This window comes from Streptomyces sp. NPDC005752 (assembly GCF_040630715.1).
Classification (GTDB): Bacteria; Actinomycetota; Actinomycetes; order Streptomycetales; family Streptomycetaceae; genus Streptomyces.
Genome location: NZ_JBEXYB010000058.1, coordinates 20045 through 34481, shown reverse-complemented (window position 1 = coordinate 34481; position 14437 = coordinate 20045). Strand labels below are relative to the sequence as shown.

13 protein-coding genes are annotated in these 14437 nt (G+C 71.5%); 6 read left to right on the top strand and 7 right to left on the bottom strand.

The annotated features are described in order from the left end of the window. Positions 1–115 precede the first annotated feature (115 nt). Positions 116–472, bottom strand: coding sequence for an iron-sulfur cluster assembly accessory protein (locus tag ABZ441_RS31865; RefSeq protein ID WP_018103583.1), 357 nt, complete (start codon positions 470–472; stop codon positions 116–118). 220 nt (positions 473–692) lie between these two features. Here ABZ441_RS31865 and nadA point away from each other — a divergent pair, with 220 nt between their 5' ends. Beyond that, positions 693–1880: a quinolinate synthase NadA gene (gene nadA / locus ABZ441_RS31860; protein ID WP_358980585.1), complete on the top strand. Its 1188-nt coding sequence runs from the start codon at positions 693–695 to the stop codon at positions 1878–1880. Positions 1881–2209: 329 nt separating this feature from the next. Here the strand turns inward: nadA and ABZ441_RS31855 are convergent, their stop codons facing one another. From ABZ441_RS31855 to ABZ441_RS31835, 5 genes are all read right to left on the bottom strand, one after another. Further along, entirely contained in the window at positions 2210–5365 is a 3156-nt protein-coding gene (locus ABZ441_RS31855; protein WP_358980583.1) for an efflux RND transporter permease subunit, read from the bottom strand. Positions 5366–5548: 183 nt separating this feature from the next. After that, positions 5549–6238, bottom strand: coding sequence for a response regulator transcription factor (locus tag ABZ441_RS31850; RefSeq protein ID WP_358980581.1), 690 nt, complete (start codon positions 6236–6238; stop codon positions 5549–5551). Then, the gene (locus tag ABZ441_RS31845) at positions 6235–7500 is read right to left on the bottom strand and encodes a sensor histidine kinase (RefSeq protein ID WP_358980579.1); all 1266 of its coding nucleotides are present in this window, start codon (positions 7498–7500) and stop codon (positions 6235–6237) included. The genes ABZ441_RS31850 and ABZ441_RS31845 overlap by 4 nt, the downstream gene beginning before the upstream one ends. 146 nt (positions 7501–7646) lie before the next feature. Beyond that, entirely contained in the window at positions 7647–7925 is a 279-nt protein-coding gene (locus ABZ441_RS31840; protein WP_358980577.1) for a hypothetical protein, read from the bottom strand. A 10-nt stretch (positions 7926–7935) separates the two neighbouring features. Further along, entirely contained in the window at positions 7936–8718 is a 783-nt protein-coding gene (locus ABZ441_RS31835; RefSeq protein ID WP_358980575.1) for a PspA/IM30 family protein, read from the bottom strand. A 296-nt stretch (positions 8719–9014) separates the two neighbouring features. Here ABZ441_RS31835 and ABZ441_RS31830 point away from each other — a divergent pair, with 296 nt between their 5' ends. The 3 genes from ABZ441_RS31830 (at position 9015) to ABZ441_RS31820 (ending at position 11588) form a co-directional block, all read left to right on the top strand. After that, positions 9015–9614, top strand: a complete 600-nt coding sequence (locus ABZ441_RS31830; protein ID WP_358980573.1) for a DUF3043 domain-containing protein — start codon at positions 9015–9017, stop codon at positions 9612–9614. 86 nt (positions 9615–9700) lie between these two features. After that, a complete protein-coding gene (locus ABZ441_RS31825; RefSeq protein WP_358980590.1) occupies positions 9701–10408 on the top strand; it encodes a methyltransferase domain-containing protein in 708 nt (235 codons plus the stop codon). 106 nt (positions 10409–10514) lie between these two features. Further along, complete coding sequence (locus ABZ441_RS31820) at positions 10515–11588, top strand: trypsin-like peptidase domain-containing protein (RefSeq protein WP_358980571.1); 1074 nt, start codon at positions 10515–10517, stop codon at positions 11586–11588. An 80-nt stretch (positions 11589–11668) separates the two neighbouring features. Here the strand turns inward: ABZ441_RS31820 and ABZ441_RS31815 are convergent, their stop codons facing one another. Continuing rightward, positions 11669–11872 (bottom strand): hypothetical protein, encoded by a 204-nt coding sequence (locus tag ABZ441_RS31815; protein ID WP_205019689.1) that lies wholly within the window; start codon positions 11870–11872, stop codon positions 11669–11671. An 86-nt stretch (positions 11873–11958) separates the two neighbouring features. Here ABZ441_RS31815 and ABZ441_RS31810 point away from each other — a divergent pair, with 86 nt between their 5' ends. Further along, positions 11959–13161 carry a bifunctional adenosylcobinamide kinase/adenosylcobinamide-phosphate guanylyltransferase gene (locus ABZ441_RS31810; protein ID WP_358980569.1) on the top strand — a complete coding sequence of 401 codons (1203 nt, stop codon included), beginning with the start codon at positions 11959–11961 and terminating at the stop codon, positions 13159–13161. 114 nt (positions 13162–13275) lie between these two features. Continuing rightward, on the top strand, positions 13276–14436 hold the full coding sequence (cobT, locus tag ABZ441_RS31805; protein ID WP_358980567.1) for a nicotinate-nucleotide--dimethylbenzimidazole phosphoribosyltransferase: 1161 nt from the start codon (positions 13276–13278) through the stop codon (positions 14434–14436). The last annotated feature ends 1 nt before the right edge of the window (position 14437 follow it).

Here is a 14437-nt window from a genome sequence, read left to right as displayed (position 1 = left end):
GTCTCGACGCCGACCCCGACCGGCTGCGCGCCCCGATGGTCCGCACGGACGGAGTCCTGCGCGAGGAGGCGTTCCCGGATCCGGGAACGCCGCCGCCGTCGGTACGTCTCGGGCTTTAGCTGAAGGAGTCACCGCAGGCGCAGGAGCCCGTGGCGTTCGGGTTGTCGATCGTGAAGCCCTGCTTCTCGATGGTGTCCACGAAGTCCACGGAGGCGCCGCCCAGGTACGGGGCGCTCATCCGGTCGGTGACGACCTTGACGCCGTCGAAGTCCTTCACGACATCGCCGTCGAGCGAGCGCTCGTCGAAGAAGAGCTGGTACCGCAGGCCCGAGCAGCCGCCGGGCTGAACGGCGACGCGCAGCGCGAGGTCGTCCCGGCCCTCCTGCTCCAGCAGGGCCTTGACCTTGGCTGCGGCGGCGTCGGACAGGAGGATGCCGTCGCTCACGGTGGTGGTCTCGTCCGATACGGACATCTGCTTCTCTCCCGGGTTGTACGGACTGCTTGCCGACGGTCCAACCATCGGGGCCGCGGATTCATTCCGGGCCAAGCGCTTGTCTGTTCCCTTCATGCTCGCACACCGCCCGGGCGGGGGGATGCGTCACATCGACGCTATCGGCATCGTCAAGCTGACACTAAGCGGCTATGATAGATAACGTCAATTAGACGAAAAGGCGTTCCGCAGAAAAGAAAGGGTGCGTGTCGTGACCACCGCCCAGCCCCTGGATGTCCAGCCGACGCCCCTCGCCCTCCTGCTGCTCGGCCGCGAGGCCGACCCGCGGAGCGAGCGCGGGGTCGAATGCCCGGGCGACCTCCCCTCCCCGTCCGACCCGGACCTGGTGGAGCGGGCCCGCGCCGCCAAGGAGAAGCTCGGGGACAAGGTCTTCGTACTCGGCCACCACTACCAGCGCGACGAGGTCATCCAGTTCGCGGACGTCACCGGCGACTCCTTCAAGCTGGCCCGGGACGCTGCGGCGCGGCCCGAGGCGGAGTACATCGTCTTCTGCGGCGTGCACTTCATGGCCGAGTCCGCGGACATCCTGACGGGCGACGACCAGAAGGTCGTCCTCCCGGACCTGGCCGCCGGCTGCTCGATGGCCGACATGGCCACCGCGGAGCAGGTCGCCGAGTGCTGGGACGTGCTGACGGAGGCGGGCGTCGCCGACCAGGTCGTGCCGGTCTCGTACATGAACTCCTCGGCCGACATCAAGGCGTTCACCGGCCGGCACGGCGGCACGATCTGCACGTCCTCGAACGCGAAGCGCGCGCTGGAGTGGGCCTTCGAGCAGGGCGAGAAGGTCCTCTTCCTGCCGGACCAGCACCTGGGCCGGAACACTGCCGTCCGCGACATGGGGATGACCCTGGAGGACTGCGTCCTCTACAACCCGCACAAGCCGAACGGCGGCCTGACCGCCGAGGAGCTGCGCGACGCGAAGATGATCCTCTGGCGCGGGCACTGCTCGGTGCACGGACGCTTCTCGGTGGAGTCCGTCAACGACGTCCGTGAGCGCATTCCGGGCGTGAACGTCCTGGTGCACCCCGAGTGCAGGCACGAGGTCGTGGCCGCCGCGGACTACGTGGGCTCGACGGAGTACATCATCAAGGCCCTGGAGGCGGCGCCGTCCGGTTCCAAGTGGGCCATCGGCACGGAGCTGAACCTGGTGCGGCGGCTGGCGAACCGTTTCGCCGCGGAGGACAAGGAGATCGTCTTCCTCGACAAGACGGTGTGCTTCTGCTCGACGATGAACCGGATCGACCTGCCGCACCTGGTGTGGACGCTGGAATCCCTGGCCGAGGGAAACCTGGTCAACCGCATCCAGGTGGACGCGGAGACCGAGAAGTACGCCAAGCTGGCGCTGGAGCGGATGCTGGCGCTGCCGTAGGCGGCGACGGGCCGGGGATCCCCGCGGCGGCGTCCCCGGCCGTGTGATGGCGCCCCGGGTGTTCCGGCGTGCCGGACGGCGCGGTGACGATGCCTGAGGAAGGCCCGGTTGCCGTCGGTGGTCAAGGTCCTCGTGGTCGAGGTCCTCGTGGTCGAGGTCCTCGTGGTCGAGGACACCTGGAACCCGTCCGGCGTGGACTGTGCGCAGCCCCCGGAGCACGGCGGCCCGAGTTCCCCGGCCAGGGCGCTTGCGGGCGGACCGACGGGAGAGGCCCCCGGTGCCGTTGTGCGGCATCGGGGGCCTCTCCGTGGTTCTGCGGGAGCAGTCGGTCAGGCCTTCGCGGGCTCCGGCTCCTCGGAGACGGCGCCCTCCGTCGGCTCCGGGTCGCTCGCGCCGGACTTCGCCTCGCGCTTGGCCGCCTTCTTCTTCGCGCGGCGCTCCTTGCGGAGTTCGACCATCGCGTAGAGGGTCGGGACCAGGAGCAGGGTCAGCAGCGTGGAGGTGATCAGACCGCCGATCACCACGACCGCCAGGGGCTGGGAGATGAAACCGCCTTCGCCGGTGACGCCGAGCGCCATCGGGAGCAGGGCGAAGATCGTCGCCAGTGCCGTCATCAGGATCGGGCGCAGCCGGTGACGGCCGCCCTCGATCACTGCCTCGACGACCCCCATGCCCTGCGACCTGTACTGGTTGATCAGGTCGATCAGCACGATCGCGTTGGTCACCACGATGCCGATCAGCATCAGCATGCCGATCATCGCCGGGACACCCATCGGAGTTCCCGTGGCGACCAGGAGGCCGATGGCACCCGTCGCCGCGAAGGGGATGGAGACCAGCAGGATCAGCGGCTGGATGAGCGACCGGAAGGTGGCCACCAGCAGCATGAAGACGATCGCGATGGCCGCCAGCATGGCCAGGCCCAGCTTCATGAAGGCGTCGTTCTGGTCCTCGGAGACACCGCCGATGGTCGCGGTGGCGCCTTCCGGGAGGTCCAGGGCGTCGATCTTCTTCTGGAGCTCGGTGCTGACCGCACCCGTGTTGTCGCCGGTCGGCTTGGCGGTGATCGTCGCCGCGCGCTGGCCGTCGATCCTGGTCATCGAGACCGGGCCGGGCACGAGTTCCACGTCGGCGATGTCGCCGAGCTTGACCGGGCCGAGCGGGAGAGCCTTCAGCTCGGCCATCGTGGTGGCCGGTGCGGCCGACTTCACCAGCACGTCACGCTCGGCGTCGTCCATGATCGCCTTGCCGGCCGGAGTGCCACGCACCGCGCCGGCGACCGCCGCGCCGAGGGTGGTCCCGTCGAACCCGGCGTCGGCCGCCTTGTCGTTGGCCTTCACCGAGATGCGCGGGACGCTCTGCGCCAGGTCGCTCTGGACATCGGTGACGTCGTCGAGCTCGGCGACCTGGCCGCGCACTGTCTCGGACGCCTTCTTCAGGACGTCCGCGTCGGCTGCCTTGACCACGACGCTGAGGTCCTGGCTGCCGAAGCCGTCGCCCCCGGCGATCGTGGTGTCCCCGATGCCGTCGAGCTTGCCCAGGGCCCCGTCGATCCGGTCCTGGGTGGCGTCGAAGTCCGCCGAGTCCTTCAGGGTGACCTGGTAGGACGCCTGGTTCGAGCCCGTGCCGCCGCCGAAGGCCGCCATGAAGCCGGAGGAGCCGACGGTGACCTGGTAGTCCTCGACGCCCTTGTCCGCGGCGAGGACCTTCTCGACCTTCCGCGCGGCCTTGTCGGCCGCGGCCAGGCTGGTGCCGGGAGTCAGCTCCTGCTTGATGGAGAGGACTTCCTGCTCGCCCTGGTCGAAGAAGTTCGTCTTCAGCAGGGGTGCCATGCCGAAGGTGCCGAACAGGACCACGAAGGCGATGACGATGCTGGTGGCACGGCGCCGGGTCGCGAAGCGCAGCACCGGGACGTAGAGCCGCTGGAGCCGGCTGGCCGCCTCCTTCTCCTCGGCCTTGCGGCGCGCCGCGTCCGGGTCGGTGTCGGTGCCCTTGGGGGCCCGCAGGAACCAGTACGAGAGGACCGGGACCACCGTCAGCGAGACCAGCAGCGATGCCAGCAGGGCCGCGGTGACCGTGAGGGAGAACGAGCCGAAGAGCTGGCCGACCATGCCGCCCACCAGGCCGATGGGCAGGAAGACCGCGACGGTGGTGAGCGTGGACGAGGTGACCGCGCCGGCCACCTCCTTCACCGCGGTGATGATCGCCGAATGGCGCTCCTCGCCGTAGCCGAGGTGCCGTTTGATGTTCTCCAGGACCACGATGGAGTCGTCGACGACGCGGCCGATCGCGATGGTCAGCGCACCGAGGGTGAGCATGTTCAGCGACAGGTCACGGGTCCAGAGCACGATCAGCGCGAGGACCACGGAGAGCGGGATGGAGACCGCGGTGACCAGCGTCGAGCGGATCGACGCGAGGAACACCAGGATCACGACGACCGCGAAGAGCAGCCCGAGCGCGCCCTCGGTGGTCAGGCCGGAGATCGCCTTGGAGACGGCGGGCCCCTGGTCGGAGACGACGGTCAGCTCGGCGCCGGCGCCGAGGTCCTTGCGCAGGTCCGGGAGCTTGTCCTGGACGGCGTCCGAGATGGCGACGGCGCTGCCGTCCTTGTCCATCGTCGCCATGACGGCGAGGCTCGGCCTGCCGTTCGTACGGGTGATGGAGACCGCGGTGGCGGGCTCCTGCTTCACCGTGGCGACGTCACCGACGCGGACCGGCTTTCCGGCCTTGCCCGTCGCCGGGTCCGACGCGGAGACCTTCAGGTCCTCGATCTGCTGCAGCGAGGTGAAGGAGCCGCCGACCTGGATGGTGCGGCTCTTGCCCGACTCGGAGAAGGAGCCGGCGGGGAGGGTGGCGCCGCCGGCCTGGAGGGCCTGGGACAGCGAGCCGGCGTTCATCCCCGCCGCGGCGAGCTTCCTGTCGTCGGGGACGACGGAGACCTGGAGGTCCTGGACGCCCTCGACGGCGACCTGGCCGACGCCCTCGATGTCCTCGATCGCCGGGACGACCGTGCGGTCGAGCTGGTCGGCGAGCGCCTGCTGGTCCTTGTCGGAGGTGACGGCGAGGACGACGGTCGGGATGTCGTCCGTCGAACCCGCCACGACCTGCGGGTCCACGTCGTCGGGCAGCTGGGTGCGGGCCCGGTTCACGGCCTGCTGGATGTCGGCGACGAGCTGCTTCGTGCCTTCGTCGCCGAAGTCGAAGGTCGCCATGACGACGGCGTTGCCCTCGCTGGCGGTCGAGGTGATGCCCTCGACCCCGTCGACGGCCTTGATGGCGTTCTCGAGGGGTTCGACGACCTGCTTCTCGACCACGTCGGGGGACGCGCCCTGGTAGGGGGCCAGCACCGACACCATCGGCAGCTCGATGGTGGGCAGCAGCTGCTGCTTGAGCTGCGGGATCGCGATGGCCCCGAACACGAGTGCGACGATCGAGATCAGCCCGATCAGGGCCCGTTGCGCGAGGCTGAATCTGGACAGCCAGGACATGGGTGGGTCTCTCTTCTGTGGCGTACGCGGCAGGTGGCCGGCTGTTGGGTGCCCACGTCCGTGAGCACAGGGACACAGCCCGCCCATCTATACGATCGCCGGGCACCCGGGGGAAATCGTCGGCCCCCAGGTTGCTTTCTTATCTCGCGCATACCGCAGCTGGAGTAGCCGCATCTACACCCGTCACTCCACCCTGGGGCGGACCAAGCCCGATTCGTAGGCAATGACGACCAATTGCGCCCGGTCCCGCGCACCCAGTTTCGCCATGGCCCGGTTCACATGGGTCTTCACGGTGAGCGGGCTGACGGCGAGCCGGTCGGCGATCTGGTCGTTGGAGTTCCCGCCCGCCACCTGTACGAGGACCTCGCGCTCGCGCCCGGTGAGCGCGGCGAGGCGCTCGGCGTACTCGGTGCCGTCGGAGCCGTCTGCGGCGCTGCCGCCCTGGGCGAGGAAGGTGGCGATGAGGCCCTTGGTCGCGACCGGGGAGAGCAGCGCCTCACCGGCAGCGGCGACACGGATGGCGTTGAGCAGTTCGTCCGGTTCCGCGCCCTTGCCCAGGAAGCCGGAGGCCCCGGCGCGCAGGGACTGCACCACGTACTCGTCCACCTCGAAGGTGGTGAGCATGACGATCCGTACGCCCGCGAGGTCAGGGTCGGCGCTGATCGTCCGGGTGGCCGTGAGCCCGTCGGTGCCCGGCATCCGGATGTCCATCAGCACGACGTCGGCACGGGTCGAGCGTGCCAGCGCCACGGCCTGGGCCCCGTCGGCCGCCTCGCCGACGACCTGCATGTCGGGCTCGGAGTCGACCAGCACCCGGAACGCGCTGCGCAGCAGCGCCTGGTCGTCGGCGAGCAGCACCCTGATGGGCGTCATGCACATCCCCCCGTCGTCTCCACCGTGCCCGGCCTTTCCGGCGCGCGTGTGCGGGACGTGACGGGCAGGATCGCATGGACCCGGAATCCGCCTCCGTAACGGGGCCCCGCCGTGAGGGTGCCGCCGAGGGCCGTGACGCGCTCGCGCATGCCGATCAGCCCGTGCCTGCCGCTGTCGGCCGGGGCGGGGACGGGATCCGCGCCGCTGCCGTTGTCGAGCACGGTGACCTCCGCGGTCCCCCCGACCCGTACGACGCTCACCTCCGCCTTCGCGTCGGGCCCCGCGTGCTTGCGTACGTTGGTCAGTGCCTCCTGGATGATCCGGTAGGCCGCGAGGTCGACCGCCGCGGGCAGTGGACTGTCCCGGTCGGAGCAGGCCACCTCGACGGGGAGTCCTGCGTTGCGGAAGGTTTCGACCAGTGCGTCGAGTACGGCGAGCCCGGGCGCGGGTTCCGTGGGTGCCTCCGGGTCACCGGACTGACGGAGCAGTCCGACCGTGGCCCTCAGCTCGTTGAGCGCGGAGCGGCTGGCCTCACGCACGTGCGCGAGCGCCTCCTTCGCCTGGTCGGGGCGCTTGTCCATGACGTGGGCGGCGACCCCGGCCTGGACGTTGACCAGGGCGATGTGGTGGGCGACGACGTCGTGGAGGTCGCGGGCGATACGGAGGCGCTCCTCGGCGACCCTGCGGCCCGCCTCCTCCTCGCGGGTGCGTTCGGCGCGCTCGGCCCGCTCCCTGATCGCGTCGATGAACGCCCGCCTGCTGCGCACCGCGTCCCCGGCCGCGCAGGCCAGACCCGTCCAGGCGAGCACGCCCACGTTCTCCTGGCTGTACCAGGGTGTCCCGCCGACCGCCATCGCCGCCACGGTCAGCACCACCATGGTCAGCAGGCCGACCCGCCAGGTGGTGGGGCGGTCGGTGCGGGACGCGACGGTGAACAGCGCGACGACCGCGCTCATCACCACGGGGGCGGGCGGGTCCATCAGGGCGAACTCGACGGCGGACAGCTGCCCCGTCACGGCGAGCACCAGCACGGGCCTGCGCCTGCGCAGGACCAGCGCCCCTGCGGCGAGCACCATGAGGAGCACGCTCGGCAGCTCGGGCGTCCGGGCTCCGAAGACCGGACCGTGGCCCGGGTCCGGCTCGGCGAAGGACGCGCAGAGCATGGTGACGAGCACGGCGAGTGCGAGGCCACCGTCGAACGCGAGGGGGTGGCCGCGCAGCCAGCGGCGGGGGCGGACGAGCCCGGTTCCGAGGGTGGTCACGTCGAGCAACGGTACGGCTTCTCCCGGAGAGGACGGTCCGTGCGGTGCACGGGCGGCGTCACGGCACCGGGCGGGCGGCACGACGCCCCGCGCCGGCGGGGCCGGGGCGGGGCGTCGTGGGGAGTGCGGAGCGGGCGGACACCCGGTCAGCCGGGGATCAGCCCGCCGTCGCGGAGCATCGAACGCACCTCTTCGAGGGTGGCGTCGGGTGCCGGCAGGATCAGTTCGGACGGCTCCAGGGAGTCGTCCGGGAGCGGCGAACCGAGCTCGCGCACCTTGTCCAGGAGCGCGTGGAGCGTGGTGCGGAAGCCGGGTCCGTCACCGCTCTCCATCTCCGCGAGGAGTATGTCGTCGAGCTTGTCCAGCTCGACGACATGACTGTCGGCCAGTACCACCTGGCCCTCCCCCATGATCCGTACGATCATGACGCCGCCCTTACTGCTTGTCGAACTTGTGCGGGGTCTGCTGCGACTGCGGTTCCGCGTCCTGCGCACCGCCCTCGATGGCCTGCTGCTGCCCGGCGGAACCGCCGGCCAGCTCGGCCTTCATGCGCTGCAACTCCAGTTCTACATCCGTACCACCGGAGATCCGGTCCAGCTCGGCGGCGATGTCGTCCTTCGCCGTGCCCGACGGGTCGTCGAGAGCGCCTGAGGCCAGCAACTCGTCGATGGCTCCCGCACGTGCCTGGAGCTGCTGGGTCTTGTCCTCGGCCCGCTGGATCGCCAGGCCGACGTCGCCCATCTCCTCGGAGATGCCGGAGAAGGCCTCGCCGATCCGCGTCTGGGCCTGGGCCGCGGTGTAGGTGGCCTTGATGGTCTCCTTCTTCGTACGGAAGGCGTCGACCTTGGCCTGCAGACGCTGGGCCGCGAGAGTGAGCTTCTCCTCCTCGCCCTGCAGCGTCTGGTGCTGCGTCTCCAGGTCCGAGACCTGCTGCTGGAGGGCGGCGCGCCTGGACAGCGCCTCGCGGGCCAGGTCCTCGCGGCCGAGCGCGAGCGCCTTGCGGCCCTGGTCCTCCAGCTTGGACGACTGTCCCTGCAGCTGGTTCAGCTGCAGCTCCAGCCGCTTGCGCGAGGTCGCCACATCGGCGACGCCGCGGCGCACCTTCTGAAGCAGCTCCAGCTGCTTCTGGTACGAGTAATCGAGGGTCTCGCGCGGATCCTCGGCCCGGTCAAGGGCCTTGTTTGCCTTCGCGCGGAAGATCATCCCCATACGCTTCATGACACCGCTCATGGGCTTCGCGCGCCCCCTTCTGACGGACTGAGCTCCAGCACTCCAACAGAACCCACAGTACGGGCCCTGCCTCCATTACCGCACTGTTCGAGCACGGATGTGCTCCTCCGCAAGGACGACTGGCGTCGGTATCCGCTCCCGCCCAAGGAGTAGACGAACATCAGGGAAAGCGGGGGCGACGTCCGTTCTGCCCCTGTCGGGACGCTTTTCCGGGCACAGGCCGTTGCCGGATCGTTCCCGGCCGGTCCCCGGTAGCCGCGACCGACCCCGTACCCTTGGGTTTTGTGTTCCGTAGCCGTTCCAAGGAAGAGAAGGCCCCCACCGGCAAGGTGACGGCGGACCTCTCCAAGCAGCCCCGCGACCCTCAGGCTCCCAAAGGTCGCCCCACCCCCAAGCGCAGCGCGTCCCAGACGCAGCGCCGACGTGCCTCCAGCGGCACGCCGACCGATCGCAAGGAGGCCGCGAAGCGACAGCGTGAAGCACGCCGCGCCGACATGGCCAGGCAGCGGGAGGCGCTCGCATCGGGCGACGAGCGCTACCTGCCGGTGCGCGACAAGGGTCCCGTGCGGCGCTATGTCCGTGACTTCGTGGACTCGCGCTTCTGCATCGCGGAGTACTTCCTTCCGCTCGCAGTGATCATCCTGATCCTCAGTGTGATCCAGGTCCAGAACATCCAGAACATCTCGTTGCTGCTCTGGCTCGGCGTGATCGTGCTGATCGTCGTCGACTCCATCGGCCTCGGTTTCCGCCTCAGGAAGCAGCTGGCCGAGCGCTTCCCCGACACCCCGAAGCGCGGCGCGGTGGCCTACGGCCTGATGCGTACGCTCCAGATGCGCCGACTGCGTCTGCCCAAGCCGCAGGTCAAGCGGGGAGAGCGGCCCTGAGCACGGAGACCTCCGGTTTCACGGGGGTGTCCCCCCAGTGGCTCGGCGGGCTCGGCGGACTGCGCAACACGGTCCGCCAGGAACTCGTGGCCCGGCAGCTCGACGAGCAGATAGCCGCGCGCTTCCCCGTGGGGCGGCGGCTGCGGGTGCTCGACGTCGGCATGGGCCAGGGCACCCAGGCACTGCGCCTGGCCCGGGCCGGGCATTCCGTGACGGGCCTCGAGTCCGACGGCGAGATGCTGCGCGTCGCGCGCGAGGCACTGGCGGCCGAGCCCGAGGGCATCCGGGAGCGGGTGCGGCTCATCGAGGGCGACGGCCGTGACACCGGGGTGCACTTCCTGCCCGGCAGTTTCGACGTTGTGCTCTGCCACGGCGTACTGATGTACGTCCCGGAGCCGGATCCGCTGCTCGCCGGCCTGGCCAGGATGCTGGCCCCCGGTGGTCTCCTCTCCCTGCTCGTGCGGAACGCGGACGCCCTGGCGATGCGGCCGGGGACGGCCGGCGACTTCGGCGCGGCCCTCGCCGCGTTCGAGACGGACACGTACACGAACAGGCTCGGCCTGGACGTCCGGGCGGACCGGCTCGAAGTGCTGCGGTCCACCCTCGCCGGGATCGCCGCCCCACTGCACGCCTGGTACGGCGTGCGGGTCTTCACGGACAACGTGAGCAACGAGGCGGAGCTGCCCGGCCCCGACGAACTGGCGCTGGTGTTCGCGGCCGAGGACCGTGCGGGGCGGACCGACCCGTACCGCGGGGTGGCGGCACTGCTGCACCTGTGCGGCGTACGCGGCTGACCCGTCCGGACCGTGCGTCCGGCCGGCTCGGGGCGGGCCCCGGGCCGTACGCCTGATCGGCCCACCAGCGCAGGCCGCACGCGGCGGCCCCGGCGATACTCCGGGCATGGACGCAACCCCTTCCCGCAGCCGGGCACGCCGCTCGCCGGCCCCCCTGGCCGCCGGTGCCTGCGCGCTCGCCCTGGCGGGCGGCTGTGCCGGGCCGGGCCCGGCGCCGTCCGCCGCGCCGGGCCGGCAGGCGGTGGTGTCCCGGGCCGCGGGCGATCTGGAGGACCAGTACCAGACCGTCATCAGGGCCGTGCTGCCCTCCGTCGTGCAGATCGCCGCCGGGGACGGGCTCGGCTCGGGCGTCGTCTACGACGACAAGGGCCACATCGTCACGAACGCCCATGTGGTGGGCGGCGAGAAGACCTTCGACGTCACCGTCGCCACCGGCGAGAAGGTGCTCAAGGCGTCCCTGGTCTCCTCCTACCCGGAGCAGGACCTCGCCGTCATCAAGCTCGACGACGTCCCCCAGGGGCTGCGGGCCGCCGGGTTCGGGGACACGGACGAGGTCGAGGTGGGGCAGATCGTCCTGGCGATGGGCTCGCCCCTCGGCCTGTCCAGCAGCGTCACCCAGGGCATCGTCTCGGCCGTGGGCCGCACCGTCAGCGAAAGCCGCTCGGGGGGCGGCACCGGGGCGACGCTCGCCGACATGGTGCAGACCTCGGCGGCGATCAACCCGGGCAACAGCGGAGGCGCCCTGGTGAACCTCGACAGCGAGGTGATCGGCATCCCGACCCTCGCGGCGACAGACCCGCAGGTGGGCGACAGCGCGGCCCCCGGCATCGGGTTCGCCATCCCGGTGTCGATGGTGCGCACGGTGGCCGACCAGATCATCGAGTCCGGGAAGGTCACGGACTCGGGCCGGGCGGCGCTGAACATCACGGGCCGCACCGTCGTGGACGAGGACTACAAGCCCGCGGGTGTGGCGATCGTCAGCGTCGAGAAGAACGGGGCGGCCGCGAAGGCCGGCCTTCGCGCCGGCGACATCATCACCCGGATCGGCGACGCACGGGTCACGACGATCACCTCACTCTCGGAGGCCCTGGCGGCCGACGACCCGGGCCGGAAGGTCACGGTGAGGTACACGCGGGGGGACGCGGAGAAGACCGCCCGGGTCACCCTGGGCGAGATCTGAGAGCGGGCCGGGCGCAGGCGGACACCCGGAGGCCGCAGGGGGCCCGCCCGGGCACCGGGGCCCGGGCGGGGCTGCGGACGTCAGTCGGTCTGCAGGCCCATGGGGCCGTAGATCTTCGTCGTGTCCTCGAAGAGGGTCACCTGGTCCGCGCCGCCCTCGAGCAGCTCCTTCCAAAACTCACCGATCCAGGACTCCGCGTCGCCCTGAGTCGTGAACTCCTCCGGCTGCAGCGCCGGCTCCGTCTCCGTACCGTCGGACTTCTCGAACCGCCACGTCCACGCCATGTCCGCCTCCTGGGTCACGTTGCTCCCCGAAGACTAGTGGGTGTCCCGGGCGCGCAGGTGGTGGACGGACACGGGAGGATCGACACGTGGAACTGACACTGCTCGGCACCGGAGCCCCCGACGGGCTGCCGCGGCCCGACTGCCCCTGCGCCGTCTGCGCCTCCTCCCGCGGTACCGGGGCACGCGCCGCGACCGCGCTGCTCGTGGACGACGCACTGCTGCTGGATCTCACCCCGGGCGCCGTGTTCGCCGCCGCCCGCGCGGGCCGCTCGCTCGCCGCCGTACGGCAGGTGCTGCTGACCCACCCTCATGACGGGCCGGCGGTGGAGCTGCCGGCGTCCCTGCCGTCCGCGGGACGTGTCCCGGACGGCCAGGAGCTCACGCTGATCAGCGGACACCGGGTCCGGGCCCTGGCGATGGACGCGCCGGGCACCGGTTACGAGGTGACGTCGCCGGATGCCGAGCGCCTGCTCTACCTGCCGCCCGGGGCCTCCCCGGCCGGGCTGGCGGCCCCGGTGGCGGAGCCGTACGACATGGTCGTGTGCGACGTGATCGCGCGGCCCGACTCCGTGGCGAGGCTGCGGGCCGTCGGGGCCGTCGGGCCGGGCACCGAGGTGATCGCCGTCCATCTGGACCATGACGCGCCGCCCGGAGCCGAGCTGGACCGCAGGCTCGCTGCCGGCGGGGCTCGGGCCGTGCCGGACGGGACGACGCTGCCGGTGGGCGCCTACCACGCGGTGCCCGAGGTGCCCCGGCGCACACTGGTCACGGGCGGGGCCCGTTCGGGGAAGTCGGTGGAGGCGGAACAGCGCCTGGAGACCTTTCCCGAGGTGGTGTACGTGGCGACGGGCGGCCGCCGTGACGGGGACTCGGAGTGGGAGGCGAGGATCGGGCTGCACCGGGAGCGCAGGCCCGCCGCCTGGCGCACGGAGGAGACCTGCGAGCTGGCGGGTCTGCTGGAGCAGGACGGACCGCCGCTGCTGATCGACTGCTTGTCGCTCTGGCTGACGGACGCGATGGACAGGGTGGAGGCGTGGGACGACGCCAGGTGGGCGGACGGCGGTGAGGAGAAGCTGCGCGAGCGGGTCGCCGAGCTGGTCCGCGCGGTGCGCGGGACGCGTCGTACGGTCGTGGCCGTGACCAACGAGACCGGCTCGGGTGTGGTCCCGGCGACGGCTTCCGGGCGGCGGTTCCGGGATGAACTGGGCCGTCTGAACGCCGCGTTCGCCGCCGAGTGCGAGCAGGTGCTGCTCGTGGTGGCGGGGCGGGCGCTGGTGCTGCGGGGCTGAGCCGCGGGCGGGTGCGGGGCTGGGGATGCGGGAGGGACCGGCGGGTACTGTTCCGCACAGGAGCCCCCCGGCGGGTTCCGGCCCACCTAGCGCCGACCCGCGAGGCAGACCCCCGTGAATCTGGACGACTTCTCCGACCTGATCGAACGCCCCGACGGGGGCGTACGGCGTGATGCCGAGGAACGGCGGGAGCGGCTCGCCGTTCCCGTCGGCGCGCTCGGCCGGCTGGACGAGCTGGGTGAATGGCTGTCGGCCGCCCAGCAGTCGGTTCCGGTCAGGGCGGTCGAGCGGCCGCGCGTCGTGCTGTTCGCGGGTGACCACGGCGTGGCGGAGCTGGAGGTGTCCGGCCGGCCCGCGGGGACCGCGCACGAGCTGGTGCGGGCGGTGCTGGACGGGGCGAGCCCCGTCGCCGTGCTGGCCCGGCGCTTCTCCGTTCCCGTACGGATCGTGGACGCCGGCCTGGACTGCGATCCGGAGCTGCTTCCCGAGGCCGTCGTACGCCACCGGGTGCGGCGCGGCAGCGGCCGGATCGACGTCGAGGACGCGCTGACGGCGCAGGAGGCCGAGCAGGCCGTACGCCTCGGCATGCGCATCGCCGACGAGGAGGCCGACTCCGGCACAGATCTCGTGGTGCTGGGCGATCTGAGTGTCGGCGGTACGACGGCGGCCTCGACGTTGATCGCGGCCCTGTGCGGCACGGATGCCTCGGTGGTGACCGGGCGCGGCGGTGCGGGGATCGACGATCTGGCGTGGATGCGCAAGTGCGCGGCGATCCGGGACGCTCTGCGACGGGCCCGGCCGGTCCTCGGTGACCAGCTGGAGCTGCTGGCCGCCGTGGGCGGAGCGGATCTGGCGGCCATGACGGGGTTCCTGCTGCAGAGCGCGGTACGCCGGATGCCCGTGGTGCTGGACGGAGTGGTCTCGGCGGCCTGCGCGCTCGTGGCCCAGCGGGCGGCCTTCCGTGCGCCGGACTGGTGGCTGGCTGGTCAGCTCAGCGGGGAGCCGGCGCAGCTGAAGGCGCTGGACCGGATGGCGCTGACCCCGTTGCTGGACCACGGGGTCACGGTGGGCGCGGGAAGCGGAGCGCTGCTGGCCCTGCCGCTCGTCCAGGCCGCGGCGGCGCTGGCGGCGGAGCTGCCCGAACGAGCGCCGGAGCCTGTCGTGGAGGAAGCGGGCGCCGTGGAGGAAGCGGGCGCCGCGGAGGAGGCGGGCGCGGCGGATGCGGAGGGCGTGGAGCCGTCGCGGGACACGAAGCCCGCGGACACGACAGCCTGAA

Bases quoted from the DNA above. Each gene is read 5' to 3' on its own strand.
- ABZ441_RS31855 (WP_358980583.1), bottom strand. From the start codon at position 5,365: ATGTCCTGGCTGTCCAGATTCAGCCTCGCGCAACGGGCCCTGATCGGG.
- ABZ441_RS31865 (WP_018103583.1), bottom strand. From the start codon at position 472: ATGTCCGTATCGGACGAGACCACCACCGTGAGCGACGGCATCCTCCTG.
- ABZ441_RS31835 (WP_358980575.1), bottom strand. From the start codon at position 8,718: ATGAAGCGTATGGGGATGATCTTCCGCGCGAAGGCAAACAAGGCCCTT.
- ABZ441_RS31840 (WP_358980577.1), bottom strand. From the start codon at position 7,925: ATGATCGTACGGATCATGGGGGAGGGCCAGGTGGTACTGGCCGACAGT.
- ABZ441_RS31850 (WP_358980581.1), bottom strand. From the start codon at position 6,238: ATGACGCCCATCAGGGTGCTGCTCGCCGACGACCAGGCGCTGCTGCGC.
- ABZ441_RS31820 (WP_358980571.1), top strand. From the start codon at position 10,515: ATGGACGCAACCCCTTCCCGCAGCCGGGCACGCCGCTCGCCGGCCCCC.
- ABZ441_RS31815 (WP_205019689.1), bottom strand. From the start codon at position 11,872: ATGGCGTGGACGTGGCGGTTCGAGAAGTCCGACGGTACGGAGACGGAG.